The following is a 15,145-nucleotide window of genomic DNA, read 5'->3' as shown; positions in this document are numbered from 1 at the left end:
ACTCAAACATGACAGAACCTGAAGTTCCATCAGCTTGAAACTCAAAAGCTTTGGCTCCTGCAATCTTTTCTTTCTGACGAGATAATCCCTATATTCCGCTGTCCATGTCTGCAGTATGATCATCCTCGTATCCGCAATACTTTCGAAATATCTTCTATGTAAGCACTACTAATTTTGGGTAGAATAGTCCGATGAAGATTACCGATTTGATGGGAGGAATGCACCCATGAGATCGTTTAATCTCTCTATTTATATATAAGGACTATCGAAAAGGTTATTAAAAGTGGTTAGAACTGATTTGTCCATAGAGTCAGTTAATAATTTCCTTTTTGTCAATTGTGAAATACATGAACGTAGAAGATGTTTCCAGTTGATTCGTTTTGTCATTCTTACAATATAGGGTTCAAAATCAATATTTGCCTGCTCGAACCATGTAATGAGTTCTTCTAATGGGAGATGTTTGTTTTCAATAAGATTAGCAATGGCGCGTGCTAAACGTTCATCTTCCTCATGTCGAAATACATCTAGAGCATTCTCCATAACTTTGTTTATAGCTGTTAATATAAATCTGGTATGGTTAACTGAAAAGTTTGGGTGCTTAGCGAAAGCATTAAGCACGTCAGCAGCATGAGCTGCAGCATGTAACCAACCGTTCTCTTCTACATAACCCCGTAAGTCTTTCTCTAAGGTACAATAAACTACAGTCCGCTCTAATAAAATCTCCCACTCTTCGATAGTTAAAAAAGGTGTATCTATATCTACTAGCAGCAGGAGAGTAATTCCCAAGCTAGTAAAGCTGCGCATAAAGACACTATCCGTATTAATTTCTCCTATTCTGCAGAACCACATATGATTTGAAACCATAATTGAGTATAGTTCTCGTAATTGCTGATGGTTTAGAGTCTTTTTCTTATATATCCATTCTGCTAGAAGAGAATAACCAAGTTCATCACGAAGCACAGGATTTGGATTCCCCAAATGCCTGCAAACTTCCTTGATAAGCTCAAAAGGTTCAATATCCGGGGGGACTTCAAATTGCTGCTTGGATATTTTGTTTAACAGTGATAATAACGTTTCCTCATTAAACATCCTATTTTTTTGCAAGCTATATACCTCCTTATTTCAACCTGTAGACTATTTATGAATCTTTTCACAAAATGACTATTACTTGTCCTTGACTTTTCGCACCTTGCAAGGCTCAAATTTCCCTCCGAGGAATCGATATTGGGCTTTCTCGGCTACAAAATCTCCCAATACTAGATGTTCCTTCACAATTCGTTCCGCCGCCTCAGGGGTCATCTTCTGATACCATACGCCATCGGGATAGACAATAACTGTCGGAGATTGGGAGCAGCGCAGCATACAGTCCGTAACGGTAATCCGGACCTTCTCGTCAAGGTTTTCGGTCTTTACGCATTCATGCATCGCTGCTAGAACGTCTTCCGAGGAAGCTTGGGTGCAGCTCGGTCCACAACAAATAAGTACATGATGCTGCATGCTCTCCATTCTTTCCTGAGACTTGCTCTTTTTTGCCATCTAAATATCTCCCTTCTGATATTCTCACGAATATTGGATATAGTGACACTCCTTCTGGGACTTAGGAATAATGCGAATGATTCTTTGGTACAGAACAGGATCAAATAGCTTTTAAGAAGTAATGTTATGTCTAAGTCCCTCCTATTTTACTATAAAACCTTTGCGCTCTGGAATTTTTAGCTTTCACGAGTGGATAGCCAGTTCTTCAGAGAAACCTACGATCAGGTCCCGCTCAAAGAAGACTATTCCGAGTATTGTCGTTCGCTTTCCACAGCTTGCACAAGCATTTTCTAAACCTGTACTATCTGCAAGACGTTCCTTGCAATAGTGACATACACCCGTAAGCTCCTCTCCTTCTTCGAAGAATGGATCGATGACCTCGAAGGGACGACAAAATAAGGCAGCATCTACTTCTGAATCAAAATTTAAGGCCTCTATTTTTTCCTTCGTATATAGCGGCGGTTCAAAATGTTGTAAATATTCACCTGTAGCTGTGATGCGAACACCATATTTCATGCCAGATCCCCCTCTATTCAAATGATGTACTTCGGATATTGTTACTCTAGTCCTGCATGCTGTTCCTTCCAGCGAATCAAGTCACTTTTACGGATGGAACCGGATAACTGATTGTCACCATCTCCGTCAATGATGTGACTGGCTATCATTTTTTGTGTTTGTGTCATACGAACCATATGGAATATATTGGTTAAACCGTTTCGATTGCTGGTCTAGCCCGAGCGGCAATGAGCGGAGTCTTTAAGGGTTTGGAAACATAGATCTGACTTGCGAACTTTCTGTCTTGTGTATGATGTTTTCAAGGAGCGTTCATCCGTTTGTCAAAGCTGTCATAGCCCGATTTGCCATTTCGGTTCTTGTCGTGCAAGGGTATGCCCGGATGGACGGCGTTCTCGAATGAGAAAAGCCGCCCTTGCAGGACAAGGTTCGATATGGCTGGCTAAGATGACAGATACGGCAAACAGCACTTGGATGAACGCGGGAGAAAACATAAAGGAACAAGACGGCCGCGAAAACCGCTGTTTCCAAACCCTGAACTTCGTCGCCTCCTTTTGGGTGACCGGACAAAGATAACTGGCGCAGCCGGTTATCTACCTTGCCCTTGATCTCCAGATCTTTGGTTCTTTCTTGTGAAAGCGAGAGCTTCTGATTTTTGTTTCATGAAGGGGTCTAGGTAGTGGGATTGTTATCTTCGCGGGATAATATCAGGGTTTTTACATCGAGCTGCAGCAGCAATGGGTTTGATTGTAGGTGATGAACAGAGGACACCAGTGTGCGGGATGGTTCGCCAGCCATCAAAGTTGGACGAAAAAAAAGCTACCCGGAGGATCCGGATAGCTTTCATGCGGTTAATGCATCAAAATTTATTAATTATTAAGGTCTCTTTCTAGACCAAATGTATATTTCGTATCTTCACTTTTCTCTCATGTTATCTACGGAAACGCAAAGAAGGAAAAGCTAGGCAATGGAACATGTGTACGCCCGCCTTAGAGCTGGTTGTTCGCTTGTCAAGCCCGACTGAAAGAGCTGGGGATTAAAGAAGATTATTATTTGTTAAAATCGAAAGTCATGAGTATCAACGAATTCGTATGCTTGTAATCGTTATAATTCAAAAAACGAATCGTATTGTTTTTGAGACCGAACGCACAAGTTTCATCCATTCATGAACGTACTGGAGAACCAGTGGATGCGAGCCACTTGACCATCGGACATGAGAACCGACCCGATCAATCTATTCATCATTGGTGATAAACATTGAACGATCATCGGATCGAATAAACCGAATGCGCGTTGATAGATCTCCTGAAAAATCGCAAATATTTTGCTGAATGGAGTGATTTTCTCGCCCGATATCCCAAGCGGATATCCGCTGCCATCTTCTCTTTCATGATGCTGAAGCGTAATTTCGAGATATTACGACTGTTATTTCGTGCGATGCCATTTTGTAACAAAATTAGCCTAAAATAATCCATTCCAAAGAGTATACTCAGTGGCTTGACCCTCTAACCTTCACTCTTTACCTTATTTTCCTTCGGTACCGCTAGCCCTTCACGCTGCCGAGCACAATGCCGGAAATGAAAAAGCGCTGCAGAAACGGATAGACGATCAGGATCGGCAGCGACGCGATGAAGATTTGGGCGGCCTTGGTCGTTTTGTTCGAGATCTGGCTCAGCAGCTTGTACTGGTCCGCCGATCCGCTGCTCAGCAGCGTGGCGTCGAATTTCACGATAACGGATTGGAGATAGCTTTGCAGCGGATAATTCTGAAGCTTGTTCATCAGGATGAGACCGTCAAACCAGGAATTCCAATGGCCGACCATGCAGAACAACGTGAGTGTCGCGATGGCCGGTACGGAGATGGGAACGAACACCTTCCACAGCGTCGTCCAGTGGCCGGCGCCGTCGATGAAAGCCGCTTCCTCAAGCTCCTTCGGGAGCTCCCGGAAGAAATTGAGCAGCAGGATGACATTGAACACCGGCACCGCTCCCGGCAGGATAAGCGCCCAAATCGTATCGAGCAGCCCGGTTTGTTTGGCGGTCATGTACCAGGGGATGAGACCGCCGCTGAACAGGATCGTGATCAGGAAAAACCAGACAAACACGCTGCGCAGGCGGAATTTCGCCGCTTCCTTGGAGAGCGGATAAGCGATCAGGATCGTAAGGATCATATTCAGCGGCACACCGATCAGGACGCGCCTCAGCGATACGAAGAACGACGTAAAAAACTCATGCCGTCCCGCTACGAACTTATAGGAGCTAAATGTAAAATCCATGGGCCACAATCCGACTTTGCCGGTTGCGGCGGCTGCGCTGGAACTGAAGGACACCGCCAGTATGTTAACGATCGGTACCAGGCACAGCAGCGCGACAAGCAGCAGGAAAACGGAATTTATCGTAAGGAACACTTTACGTCCCATCGTGGGATGCTGCCACATTATAAGGCCCCCAGTCAGAAAATGCGATAGTTTGCGAAGCGGTATGCCAAGCGGTAGGACAGTACGATCAATACGAAGGAGATGATCGATTTGATCAACCCGACGGCCGTAGCCAAACCGTATTGCGCATCGATCAATCCGGTCCGGTAAACCAGCGTATCGATGATGTCTCCCGTCTCGTATACAACAGGGCTGTACAGGTTGAACACCTGGTCGAAACCGGCGTTTAATACGTTGCCAAGGCTTAACACGGTCAGCAGGACCGCGACCGAGCGGATGCCCGGAAGCGTGACATGAATCGTCTGCCGCCATCGGCTGGCACCATCGATTACCGCCGCTTCATAAAGCGTCGGATCGATGCCCGTCAATGCGGCCAAATAAATAATCGTGCCGAAGCCGAATTCTTTCCAAACGTCGGTAATGACAAGCGTATACGGAAACCAGCGCGGATCGCCAAGAAAATAGACGGGTTCCATGCCGAATGCCTTGATAACGGTATTGACAAGCCCGTCATTCGGCGAAAGGATATCGATCAGAATGCCGCTGAGGATGACCCAGGACATGAAGTGAGGCAGATAGACCAGCGTCTGAATCCCCCGCTTTAACAAGGTATGACGCACTTCATTCAGCAAGAGCGCAAACGCCATCGGCACGATAAGGCCTGCGACGATTTTCATGATGGCGATATAGACGGTGTTCCAGAACACCTGAAAAAAGTTTGGAATTTCAAGCAACGTGCGAAAATTATCGAGTCCGATCCATCGGGAACCGAACATTCCCTTGGAAGGAATAAACTTCTCGAATGCGATGACGATGCCCAGCATCGGTCCATAGCTGTACACCAGCACCAGAATGGTACCCGGCACCAGCATCAGCAGCAGAGGAAGTTCGAGTCTCCATTGTTTAGTCATACCGACCCTCCATAATGACGGCTGAACCCCCAGGCGATCGGAACATGGCAGCCGCTGAAGCGTCTGCCGCGTCCCGTTGCCCGTCCTCGTTCAGCGGTTACTGATTTTCGGCGTACCAATCATTGACTTCCTGAGTGATCTTGTCGCCGCCGAACTTCCTCCAATCCGAAACGAATTTATCGAAATCGTCCACCGGTGAAACTCCCATAATAATCTTCGTATATGTTTCCAGCTGCAGTTTGTCGAGCGCCGACTTCTTTTCCACCATGGTCGGGGTAGGAGCCGCGTTGTATAGGGTCTGCTGAACGAGATTGTTGTCGATAATTTGCTTAACCAAATCCAGCGATCCGTTCGGCCCGAAAGCGGCAAATTGCGCCCATTGCTTAACGTCGCCTTTATCGGTAAAGTCCCGCTGCAGTCCAAGGTTGTTCTTGTCATCCGGCGTCAACGTGGATTCGTCCTTGCTTTCGAGCGTCTTCTTGATGCGCTGCTGGATCGCCACGTTTTTGGTAGGCGGCTCAATCCACAGCGACGGATAAGTCCACACCGGTATGCCCTGATATTTTCCCTGCAGCGCGACGACTTCATTGTTGACGTAGTATTTGGTCAGCAGGTAGTTAGCCATCTTAATGATGGCTTCCGGATGTTTGGCTCCTTTGCGCACGACATAATATCCGGATGTCGAGAAATTGCCAGGCCATAGCGCCTGCTGGCTATCCGTTGACACGAGCGGGACATGCTTCCAGCGCATGGACGGATTTTTGTTCATGGCGTCTTGCAGCGGATAGTACGGGCTCACCCAGGAGCCGTAATAAAGGCCGACCTGGTTCGAAGCGATCGATTCAGCCACCTTGCCCGCGTCTTTGACGCCGAATTCCTGATCGATCAGCCCGGATTTATACATTTCCTGCAATTTAAGCAGCACGGTCTTTACCTCCGGCTGGATGCCCCCGAATGCCGCCTTGCCGGAAGCGTCCTTGACCCAGATCGTCGTGTAAACGTGATAGGCGGAGAAGAAACCTTCAAGCGCAGCGAAGCCGCCCCACAAATCCTTGTTCAGTCCAAGCCCGAAGGTGTCCTTCTTGCCGTTGCCGTCCGGGTCATTCTCGACGAAAGCTTTCGCCAGCGCAACGACATCTTCCAGCGTCTGCGGTTCCTTCAGGTTCAGCTTCTCCAGCCAATCGGAGCGGACCCACAGGTTGCTCTCTCCCATGGCCGGCGAACCCGGAAGTGGAAGCGCCATCAATTTACCGTCGAACGTAGCCGATTTGATCGCGTAAGGATCTTCCGCGAGCGTCTTGGTCAGAATGTCGGACGAATATTGAGGCAGCACGTCAGTCAGATCTTCAATCAAGCCCGCTTCGACGAGATTGTTCAACTGCGTTCCGTTTACCCTCAGAAAATCCGGCAGATCGCCGGACGCGATCGTCACGTTCAATTTCTGGTCGTACTGGCCTCCCGGCACCGCCCATACATTTTTGACCTTGATGCCGAGCTTCTCCTGCTCTTCCTTGGTCCAGACGTTGTCGTCGATGTTCTCTCCGTCGGCGAACGTCGTACCATCTCCAACAGCCCGGACTGTCGTAATTTCAATCGGCGGATCGTACTTGGCCAAGGGGTCCGCCCCGGACTGCGAGTTCGTATTGTCCGTATTAGCGGACGCATTTCCAGTGATACCGCTTTCATTTGCCGGATCGGCTTGGGTATTCAAGTTCGACCCACTATCCTTGCTGCATGCCGCCGTTACGATGAGAATCATGATCATGGCTGCGAATACGGTTTGCTTTAACACTGCCTTCATCGGCTTCCTCCCGTCAAAATCGCAAATTGAGAGAGTGTATACATTCTCTTCCCTGATTATAGGAGCGCGCTTACCGAAAACATACGACCGAATTTTTTACTTTGTTAATGTTATTTGACTTGTTTGAGCAATGACTCCCGGTACTCCTGCGGACTGATGTGAAAGGCTTTCTTGAAGAACTGCGTAAAATAAGGTGGCGACACGCAGCCGATCGCCCCCGCAATCTCGTGGATTTTCATATTCGGATCGCGAAGCAGCTCCTTCGCCCGTGCCAGTCTCGACTCGTTAACGAATGCAAGCAAGTTGGTGCCCGTAATTTGCTTGAATACCCGGGACAAATAGGACGGATTGAAGTAGACTCGTTCGGCCAGCGTCACGAGGGAGAGGTCCTCTCCGAGATGCTCCAGGATATACTGCCTGGTCTGGTTGATCGCAAAGACGGTCCGGTTCTGTTCCTCGTGGAGGCGCAGATCGAATATGGCGTCGGCAAGCTTTGCGTAATAGCCGCAGGCTTGACTCCATTTGATATGCGGCTCAGCCTTCAGAAGCTTACCGAGATCGATCGGCAGCCCGATTTTATCCCGCAGATGCAAACGGTTGATATACGACAGAAACATCAGGTTGATTGCGGAGACCAGCTCCAAACCGGAGGGAGAGGCGCCGATGTATTCCTGCTGCAGCCCTTCCGTCATCCGCAGCAGCAGCTTGTGAAATTCTTCCCGGTGCCCGCTCTCGAGACTCGTTTCCAGCGCCGCCCGACTCTTGTGTCTCTGCCGCACCGCATCCGTCCGGTCAGCCTGGGTCTGTGCGGACTTCCGTTCCGCCGGCATTAAGTAGATGTCCATCCCTGAACCCGCGCTCGTATATAACGTCGTGCGAATCTCATCATACCGGCAGGGAACGTCCTCCCATCCAACAGGTCCGGTATCCACCATGAAAGACACGGGAAGTCCAAGCGATTCGAGACAAAGCTTCTGATACGCTTCAAGCGATCCCTTGATGTACAGTGCATTCTGTTCGAAGCCTTCCGGCGGGCATTCGCCTGAAGGAGACTGCACGAACCAGACGATCAGGGCACGTTCGCATACGCTGTACATGCGGATCAGCTCCTGCGAGATGCACTGCTCCGCAAGATAATGCAGCGTATATAGCATCCGAATTTTCTGTAACGCCGACTGGGATTTGGGAAGCTGGTCGATTCGTCCGACGACAAGCTGCAAGGGGCGGTCCGGGTTCATGCCGATGGCGAGTTCGTCGAACTTCGCCCGACGTTCTTCCGCAGTTAGCGGTTCGCCCTGCAGCACGTCGGTCCAGAACTCCCGCTGCATAAGCGGAAGCACTTCGCGCATCCCCTCCCTTGATGCCGAAAGCAGGTCCGCGATCCGGCAATCCTGCCTGATTTTATCCAGCGTCTTCTCCACCTGAGCTGTTATTTCCTCGAAGCCCTCGGTTTTAAGCAGGTACCCGGACGCTTCATGGCGAATGGCCGAGTACGCATACTCAAAATCGTTGTGGCCGGTGACGAAAATAATCCTGCACCTCGGCCACCGCTGCCTGATTTTCTCCGCCAGCTGCATGCCGCTCATGCCGGGCATCTGAATGTCGGACATCACAATATCGATCTGGGTCCGATTCAGCCAGTCCAAGGCTTCATAAGCGGAATAGGCTTTATAAAGATCCAGTTCAAGATGGGTAGCCTGGGAGAGCACCATAAACAGGCCATCGACTATATCCGGTTCGTCATCCACGATCATTAGCCGGTGCATCTTCTTCCTCCTTATCCGTTTCCAAAGCCGCCGTCACCTTCAGCCCACCGAGTTCTCCGATCGAAACGGCGATTCCGCTATTCTTTCCGAATTTCAGCAGAAGGCGGCGGTGCACGTTCAATAGTCCCGTCGTTTCCTGCTCTTCGTTCCAGTTATCGGCAAACAGCGCATTCAATCGTGCCGCTTCTTCATGGGTCATCTCCTCCCCGTTGTCCTCAATCGTAATGTAACGCATCCTGCCGCAGGTGCGGAATGAAATCCGGATAACTCCATCCTTCAATTTGTTCCTCAGCCCATGGGCGAACACGTTCTCGATCAGCGGCTGTACGATGAGCCGGGGAACGCGAGGCTCCCGGAAAGAGGAAGGCAGCTCCGCAAATTCGACACGGATCCGGTTGCGAAACCTGCGGGCCTGAATCAAACAATAAATCCGGGCATGCTCGATATCTTTAATAAGCGGCACCTCGTCGTCCGCACATCGGGTAATGTATTCGAGATAGCTGCCGAGCTGTTTTGTAAACACGCTCACGTTCTCGTAATCTTCAGCATTGACCATATTGTGGAGGATAAAAAAGCTGTTATACAAAAAATGCGGGCTGATTTGGGACTGAAGATGCTTGAGCTCCGCCCGCTGGGCCAATATTTTCTGCCGGTACACCTGATCGATGAGCGTCCTGAGATTTGTAACCATCGTGTTGAAGCGGCTGTATAAATATTTGAACTCGTCGTTGCGGCGGTGCTCGATCTGGATGTCGAATTGTCCGTACTCCACTTTACGGAACGAGCGGACCAGCTCCAACAGAGGCCGGTGGATGATCCGGTAAATCGAAATACCCACGATCAGGATGAGCGCAGAGAATACAACGGTGAACATCCAGAACCAGTACACATAGCCCTTCAGCTTATGGAACACGTTTGACTCCGGCACATACTTCACGGCGGTTAGGTTGAGTTTCCTCGACACGGAGTAAAATACCATATAGCGATTGCCTTTAAGCAGCAAGGAAGCGCTGCCGCTGTCCCGCCCGCCGGGAATCCGCGATACGCTTTCGGCCAGACTGTCGCTCAGCGCTTCGCCCTGGGCATGAAATTCGGCGTATATGCCTCCATCGCCGATCAAAAATCCGCCGCTTCCGTTGTTATCGCTGTCCATCACCGGCTTGAGCGCTTGCTCAAGACTTCTCTTGTCAATCTTGATATTCAGCACGTAGAGCGGGTTGCTTCGGGCGCCGGTGTTGGGCGTAGGGAAACGGGCCGTCATGATATAGCTGTCCCCGTCACGGACAAACAGGGACGATGCCGTCTTGCCGATCTGCCCGATTGCCCAGATATCCCTCTCATTCAGCCGGTCATAAACATTCTCCGAGGATACCTTGAAGTTCGAACGAGGGATGTAAGCAATAACATCAACAATCATGGCGCTGCTGTTCTTGACCGCGTTCAGATGCTGCTTCAGCCGTAGAATCGATTGCGCGCGTTCGTACTTGTTCATCGAACCCGGAATTGTAGCGAGCAGATAAAGACTTTCGTCATTCAGTGTTTCGTACTGCAGCGTCTGAATCCGGTCGATTTCCTTCTCCAGATTTTCCCGATAGTTGATAACCTGGGATTTCATCGAATCCGATATTTCCGCCCGGACTGTTTCGACACCCCAGTTATACACGGCGAATCCGACCGCATATGCCAGCGCGAACACAAGAATCAGCACAAGCAGCAGCCGGAAAAATATCGAGTTGGGCCAATGAAAGCCCACCCTCAGCATCTTAATCAGCATGAGCATCCATCCCCTATCCGGCCGGTTTGCGGCGACCAGCCGACTGCGGTATCGTCCCGGCGTAATGCCGGCTCCGTCTGAACAATCTCAACCGGCCTCCGTTACAAATCCGGAAAAGTTATTTTACGACAACGGCGCTGCCGTTGAACCATCATGATACCTTGGCGGGATCGCCAAGGTATCGGTGCAGGTTACTGGTTTTTGGCCAGGATCGCGTTAACTTCCTCATCCATTTTCTTGGCGCCTTCTTCAGGCGTCACTTCTTGGCCAGAATCTTCTCGCCGTTATCCGCGTACACTTTATCCTCCTCTGAATAAGTCGGGGTAAAGTTGAACGTCTTGCCCTTCTCCAGCATCTTCGAGATCACGCTCGCGTTCGAAGGCATGCCGAGCTCGGTAAGTATAGCATTCGCGTCGTCGTTCAACACGCTTCTGCGGTGGAAAATAATACCTCGCGCCGAAGCGTCGTCCTTGTACGAGCCGGGGCTCGAAAGTGCCTCAAGCACTGCCCACGCTTCCTTCGGATGTTTCGTCGCCTTGGCCGCAGCAAAATTGTGAATGTACGATGTCAGCGGATCGACGCCGGGCGATACCGGCATCGGCGCGACGTCCAGTTAGTTTACGCTTACATTATATCCATCTGAAACGGCGGAGTATTTAGAAGAAAAGCAGGGATATTTACACAAACTCAACATTTTCTGCCAGCTGCGTTGCGTGATGAGCAAGTTATAAAAGCAGCATACGAATATGGAATGTAATGGCCTATTCGAATATCCGTTTATTTCATCATTAAATTGTCACGGCAGTATTTCGACGGAACACTATAGCTCAATAAACATAGAAAAACGAAAAAGAGCCGTTTCCAACCAACTGCGGCTCTTTTTTATGGGGATGCTTTCTTACCTTTATTATGACACTTCACAAGCCACGCCATCTTTATCCCGATCAAGTTTAAAACTATACCCAGGATCGCCTGTATGAAGTGGAGCCTTTCCAGCTGCTCTTACATCTGCACAACTTTCGTATATAACATCCGTATTACTATCTTCTGACTGTACATTATCTGTTTCAGATATCATAAATAACACTTTTGTTCCATTCGGATAATCTTCCAATTGATTTCCAACCCATGATCCAGCGCCGCGATTGTCAGACGATGGGACATAGGCAATATCAGCACCTTCTCCACCTTCCGCACACATAGCCATAGGCCATTCATCCCGATCATAACCATCTTTTGTAGCTACACCCTTAAGCGACTCATCACGGTTATCATCTGCACCTTCTCGGTCAATGGTACATATAGCGGATTCCCCTTTCTTGATGGCTTCTGCAATGTGTGCCGCTGTTAATGGATAGCGGTCAGCAGGAAATTTTAACGTGATCGTTTTAACGGTTGTTGTCACTTTTCTGGTAGTGATAAATACTGTTTTAGTCGTCTGTTCCCATCTTACCCCTGCTCCTAAAGCATCTGCAACAAAGCGAAGAGGGACAAGAGTACGTCCATTTATAACCAGTGATTTCTGCTGAAGCTTAATTTGTTTACCGTCAATGATTGCTGTGCCTTGACCAATAACCAGAACAATTTTAGTATTACCTTTGATCGCTGTGATTTTCTTTCCTTCTAGTTGAAGTGTTGCGTCTAATGTCTCGAAGATTCCCCTGAGTGGAACCATGACACTGCTATTAATCACTTCTGGTGGTTGATCATAAGTCTGAGAGCTGCCATCGATTTTAACCGTTATTTTGCTTGTTGCTGATGCAATTGAGAATGAACTAAACATCATGACAAAGACAAGTGCAAGAATAATCTTCTTCAAATAAAACTCCCCCATATATCGATGGAACTATTATACAACAAAATATAAGAGTAGTTCCTTAGGATCAAGGTTGCCGGCAAATATACGGCAGCCTTTGTTACGCATAGCACACCATAAAGCTGCGGCAGACTAGGACGGATTGCATTGACCTCCTAGCATAAAACCTTAGCGGCTTTCTTATTGTTGTATGTATACTTTTCTATGCTACTTCAAAATTCTCTTTGATTGCTTTCCATTTCCCCACAAATTGCCCTATACCAGCCATAATTCCTGTTAAGGCGATTGGTCTAATGTCCGCTGTCAGATCAAGCCTGTGACACAAGAAAGAAGCTGCATATTCCATTGGGTTTTCTGACTTACTGACTGCATCAGATGCCACCAAGTAATAATCGTGTACTGCTCTTGCCGAGTTCTCCCCTATTTCCTCCATCTGACCGACCAACATTAACAGCCGATCATGTATTTCGTTTGCTTGCTGTTTCGGAAACAGATTGTACAGCGCTAATAAATCGAGTCCCAACGAAGCCAATATGAACTCAAACTGAGTCCATTCTTCCGGTACTTCCTTAAAAATTTCATCATACCCTATGATTTCGCTTTTGACATATTCCCATGTTAACGGCAGATCTTCCATAGTTGCCTTGAAGACGTATCCCACTGCCATTTCTGAACTTATTGAATTTAAAGCAGGTTGCTTTACCTCATCTGCCATCGGAGCACCGGTATCCGTAACGACTGATATTTTCCCCTGTTTTTGCATTGTTTCTAGCCATTTCACTGTGACGTTATGCTTAATAATATTTCCGTTACCGTCAGGTATTTCTAGCGTAGTTTTCTTCCCGAACAAGCGATCAAATAGTCCTACTGAGAATTGCGTCATAGCTTACCAACCCCCATCGACATGGTTATTTTTTTCGCGCAGTGAAAGCAGTACAGACACGTTTACAATTTCCTTAATCGGGATGAAATCGACACCCGAATCATACCATAGCTTCACCCTGAGATCCTCAGTTACATCCTCAACCACACCCTGTGCGCTGCTATCATCGATGAGCTCCAGTATGACCATACGCTTCTTTTCAGCTGCCGTGCGCATCTTTGATAACCTCAGTGATGTTCACAGTGATCCTCCATAAGTTAAGCGGCTTCCATCATACTTTATTTGTTTATCTTTACTATTGTTGATCCAATATCAGTAATTATTTGAATTAACCAATATATGCAAATATATAACCAATATAGATGTGAGTCATAGTAATAGTCTTTATATTAATTATGGAAGAAAACTTTAAAAAATAGATATTAGCATATACCGTTGAAAAAATCCAATATAAAAGAAAAATATATATGTAGAAGAGGAGTGATACAGGAGTATTTTCTTCAATTATTTCTTTACTCCTATGCTCGTTTCTGGAATTGTACGGAACATATCGTTTATAGTTCGCATAAGCTCCCGTTGGTTCTTAGGTTCACGGTATTTCATCAGTTATACGTTGAAAGTACCTCTTTACTTTAATAATAATAATAAGCTGAAATCCCCCGCCTTTAATAGGCAAAAACAAATATATTCTATTCCGACTAAAGAGGAGCTGCTCTTGCTAGTCGCTTCACCATCGTCCCTCGTTCTCTAGATGCTATAATGGTCAATTATATCAAATTGCCATCTCATTGAAACAAAAAAGATTAAGCTCCAGTCTGATTTGTCCCTCGGATTACCTTTCAATATGCCTTCAACTTCATCCGCAGCGTAGAATGGTCCGTTGTATGCATAATTCCGACTTTCTCCACATGCAGGGCAAAGCGCTGATTATTTTCAATAACACAAAGCTGTATAGGATCTGGGTTATACTAAAAGTCGGTAATGTAGTCAACTTTCTCAAAAGCCAACCGACGCGCTGGACGTTTACCCTGCTATTTCTTTATAAAAAGGCTCTGTTATTCTTTATTGTTGATTTTCATTCAAAATAAAAAAAATTTCTTAGTCTTGATTACCCTATCTCAGCTGCGGCAACTACCCATCCGCCCTCCTTGCGGTGTGATAATTTCCAGCTGTTTTTGGTATTGTCATGCTATAATCGGTGAAGTGAAACTTCCATGGAGGTGCTATCTTTGCTTTTACATAGAGACAGTAAGGAATACTATCCTGTCTCCTTTCTATCACTGCAGCCTTATGACGTTAAGGAGCAGATGCAAGATTGGGATGAAGCGTTCGACTGGACGGATTACTTCGGACGACCTGGTGTTGAAGTGTATAAGATGGTTGTATCGGGTAATGATGAGATACAAGGAGCAATTGCCTTAGCACGCAAAGAGGATCACGTGTTTATTCTCCTCTTAGAGGGTGCACCTCATAATCGATTTGGTAAGACGTTTAAATATGTCGGCCTGCATCTTATTGCATTTGCTTGTAAGCGCAGCATGGAAATTGGTCATGAAGGTGCTGTTGCTTTAGAATCGAAAACCAAGCCCAAGCTCCTGTCTTATTATACACAGGTTGTGGGTGCTAAGCATTATGGTAGTGGCCTTATGGTCATAGAGGAACCTATTGCAGAAGAGCTTGTTATGTTATACTTAACCTAAGAGGTGAT

Annotated in this window: 15 protein-coding genes and 1 pseudogene; 2 read left to right on the top strand and 14 right to left on the bottom strand. The window is 47.4% G+C overall.

Annotated elements, in window-relative coordinates:
* Positions 1–249 precede the first annotated feature (249 nt).
* The 3 genes from ACFPYJ_RS19450 to ACFPYJ_RS19440 form a co-directional block, all read right to left on the bottom strand.
* Positions 250–1,104, bottom strand: a complete 855-nt coding sequence (locus tag ACFPYJ_RS19450; protein ID WP_379189850.1) for a DUF2785 domain-containing protein — start codon at positions 1,102–1,104, stop codon at positions 250–252.
* A gap of 60 nt (positions 1,105–1,164) precedes the next feature.
* Positions 1,165–1,536, bottom strand: coding sequence for a (2Fe-2S) ferredoxin domain-containing protein (locus tag ACFPYJ_RS19445; protein ID WP_379189849.1), 372 nt, complete (start codon positions 1,534–1,536; stop codon positions 1,165–1,167).
* Between the two features lie 183 nt (positions 1,537–1,719).
* Entirely contained in the window at positions 1,720–2,052 is a 333-nt protein-coding gene (locus ACFPYJ_RS19440) for a hypothetical protein (RefSeq protein WP_379189848.1), read from the bottom strand.
* A gap of 396 nt (positions 2,053–2,448) precedes the next feature.
* Between ACFPYJ_RS19440 and ACFPYJ_RS19435 the strand changes: the two genes are divergently transcribed.
* Positions 2,449–2,625, top strand: a complete 177-nt coding sequence (locus tag ACFPYJ_RS19435) for a hypothetical protein (protein ID WP_379189847.1) — start codon at positions 2,449–2,451, stop codon at positions 2,623–2,625.
* A 579-nt stretch (positions 2,626–3,204) separates the two neighbouring features.
* Here ACFPYJ_RS19435 and ACFPYJ_RS19430 read toward each other — a convergent pair.
* From ACFPYJ_RS19430 to ACFPYJ_RS19380, 11 genes and pseudogenes are all read right to left on the bottom strand, one after another.
* Positions 3,205–3,456: an HD domain-containing phosphohydrolase gene (locus ACFPYJ_RS19430; protein WP_379189873.1), complete on the bottom strand. Its 252-nt coding sequence runs from the start codon at positions 3,454–3,456 to the stop codon at positions 3,205–3,207.
* A 136-nt stretch (positions 3,457–3,592) separates the two neighbouring features.
* A complete protein-coding gene (locus ACFPYJ_RS19425; RefSeq protein ID WP_379189846.1) occupies positions 3,593–4,486 on the bottom strand; it encodes a carbohydrate ABC transporter permease in 894 nt (297 codons plus the stop codon).
* Between the two features lie 14 nt (positions 4,487–4,500).
* Positions 4,501–5,397 (bottom strand): ABC transporter permease, encoded by an 897-nt coding sequence (locus ACFPYJ_RS19420; RefSeq protein WP_379189845.1) that lies wholly within the window; start codon positions 5,395–5,397, stop codon positions 4,501–4,503.
* A 97-nt stretch (positions 5,398–5,494) separates the two neighbouring features.
* Complete coding sequence (locus ACFPYJ_RS19415; protein WP_379189844.1) at positions 5,495–7,198, bottom strand: extracellular solute-binding protein; 1,704 nt, start codon at positions 7,196–7,198, stop codon at positions 5,495–5,497.
* 110 nt (positions 7,199–7,308) lie between these two features.
* Positions 7,309–8,964 (bottom strand): response regulator, encoded by a 1,656-nt coding sequence (locus ACFPYJ_RS19410; RefSeq protein WP_379189843.1) that lies wholly within the window; start codon positions 8,962–8,964, stop codon positions 7,309–7,311.
* Positions 8,939–10,738 carry a sensor histidine kinase gene (locus ACFPYJ_RS19405; protein ID WP_379189842.1) on the bottom strand — a complete coding sequence of 600 codons (1,800 nt, stop codon included), beginning with the start codon at positions 10,736–10,738 and terminating at the stop codon, positions 8,939–8,941. Before ACFPYJ_RS19405 ends, ACFPYJ_RS19410 begins: the two co-directional genes overlap by 26 nt.
* A gap of 256 nt (positions 10,739–10,994) precedes the next feature.
* On the bottom strand, positions 10,995–11,336 hold the full coding sequence (locus ACFPYJ_RS19400) for a hypothetical protein (protein ID WP_379189841.1): 342 nt from the start codon (positions 11,334–11,336) through the stop codon (positions 10,995–10,997).
* 309 nt (positions 11,337–11,645) lie between these two features.
* The gene (locus ACFPYJ_RS19395; protein WP_379189872.1) at positions 11,646–11,816 is read right to left on the bottom strand and encodes an excalibur calcium-binding domain-containing protein; all 171 of its coding nucleotides are present in this window, start codon (positions 11,814–11,816) and stop codon (positions 11,646–11,648) included.
* Positions 11,811–12,521, bottom strand: a pseudogene (locus tag ACFPYJ_RS19390) (stalk domain-containing protein); the annotation flags it as partial. The pseudogene ACFPYJ_RS19390 and the gene ACFPYJ_RS19395, both read right to left, overlap by 6 nt.
* A gap of 235 nt (positions 12,522–12,756) precedes the next feature.
* On the bottom strand, positions 12,757–13,437 hold the full coding sequence (locus ACFPYJ_RS19385; RefSeq protein WP_379189840.1) for a hypothetical protein: 681 nt from the start codon (positions 13,435–13,437) through the stop codon (positions 12,757–12,759).
* A 3-nt stretch (positions 13,438–13,440) separates the two neighbouring features.
* Entirely contained in the window at positions 13,441–13,653 is a 213-nt protein-coding gene (locus tag ACFPYJ_RS19380) for a hypothetical protein (protein WP_379189839.1), read from the bottom strand.
* Between the two features lie 1,013 nt (positions 13,654–14,666).
* Between ACFPYJ_RS19380 and ACFPYJ_RS19375 the strand changes: the two genes are divergently transcribed.
* Positions 14,667–15,137, top strand: coding sequence for a hypothetical protein (locus ACFPYJ_RS19375; protein WP_379189838.1), 471 nt, complete (start codon positions 14,667–14,669; stop codon positions 15,135–15,137).
* Positions 15,138–15,145 lie beyond the last annotated feature (8 nt).

It is taken from the genome of Paenibacillus solisilvae, assembly GCF_042656405.1.
GTDB lineage: Bacteria > Bacillota > Bacilli > Paenibacillales > Paenibacillaceae > Paenibacillus_Z > Paenibacillus_Z solisilvae.
Note: the sequence above shows the minus strand (reverse complement) of the source record. Positions and strands in the feature narration are given on the sequence as shown.

What these genes read in the sequence shown, in the direction of transcription:
- ACFPYJ_RS19420 (WP_379189845.1), bottom strand. Translation starts at nt 5,397, where the DNA reads ATGACTAAACAATGGAGACTCGAACTTCCTCTGCTGCTGATGCTGGTG.
- ACFPYJ_RS19385 (WP_379189840.1), bottom strand. Translation starts at nt 13,437, where the DNA reads ATGACGCAATTCTCAGTAGGACTATTTGATCGCTTGTTCGGGAAGAAA.
- ACFPYJ_RS19395 (WP_379189872.1), bottom strand. Translation starts at nt 11,816, where the DNA reads ATGATATCTGAAACAGATAATGTACAGTCAGAAGATAGTAATACGGAT.
- ACFPYJ_RS19400 (WP_379189841.1), bottom strand. Translation starts at nt 11,336, where the DNA reads ATGCCGGTATCGCCCGGCGTCGATCCGCTGACATCGTACATTCACAAT.
- ACFPYJ_RS19440 (WP_379189848.1), bottom strand. Translation starts at nt 2,052, where the DNA reads ATGAAATATGGTGTTCGCATCACAGCTACAGGTGAATATTTACAACAT.
- ACFPYJ_RS19415 (WP_379189844.1), bottom strand. Translation starts at nt 7,198, where the DNA reads ATGAAGGCAGTGTTAAAGCAAACCGTATTCGCAGCCATGATCATGATT.
- ACFPYJ_RS19425 (WP_379189846.1), bottom strand. Translation starts at nt 4,486, where the DNA reads ATGTGGCAGCATCCCACGATGGGACGTAAAGTGTTCCTTACGATAAAT.
- ACFPYJ_RS19405 (WP_379189842.1), bottom strand. Translation starts at nt 10,738, where the DNA reads ATGCTGATTAAGATGCTGAGGGTGGGCTTTCATTGGCCCAACTCGATA.
- ACFPYJ_RS19445 (WP_379189849.1), bottom strand. Translation starts at nt 1,536, where the DNA reads ATGGCAAAAAAGAGCAAGTCTCAGGAAAGAATGGAGAGCATGCAGCAT.
- ACFPYJ_RS19380 (WP_379189839.1), bottom strand. Translation starts at nt 13,653, where the DNA reads ATGCGCACGGCAGCTGAAAAGAAGCGTATGGTCATACTGGAGCTCATC.
- ACFPYJ_RS19410 (WP_379189843.1), bottom strand. Translation starts at nt 8,964, where the DNA reads ATGCACCGGCTAATGATCGTGGATGACGAACCGGATATAGTCGATGGC.
- ACFPYJ_RS19435 (WP_379189847.1), top strand. Translation starts at nt 2,449, where the DNA reads ATGAGAAAAGCCGCCCTTGCAGGACAAGGTTCGATATGGCTGGCTAAG.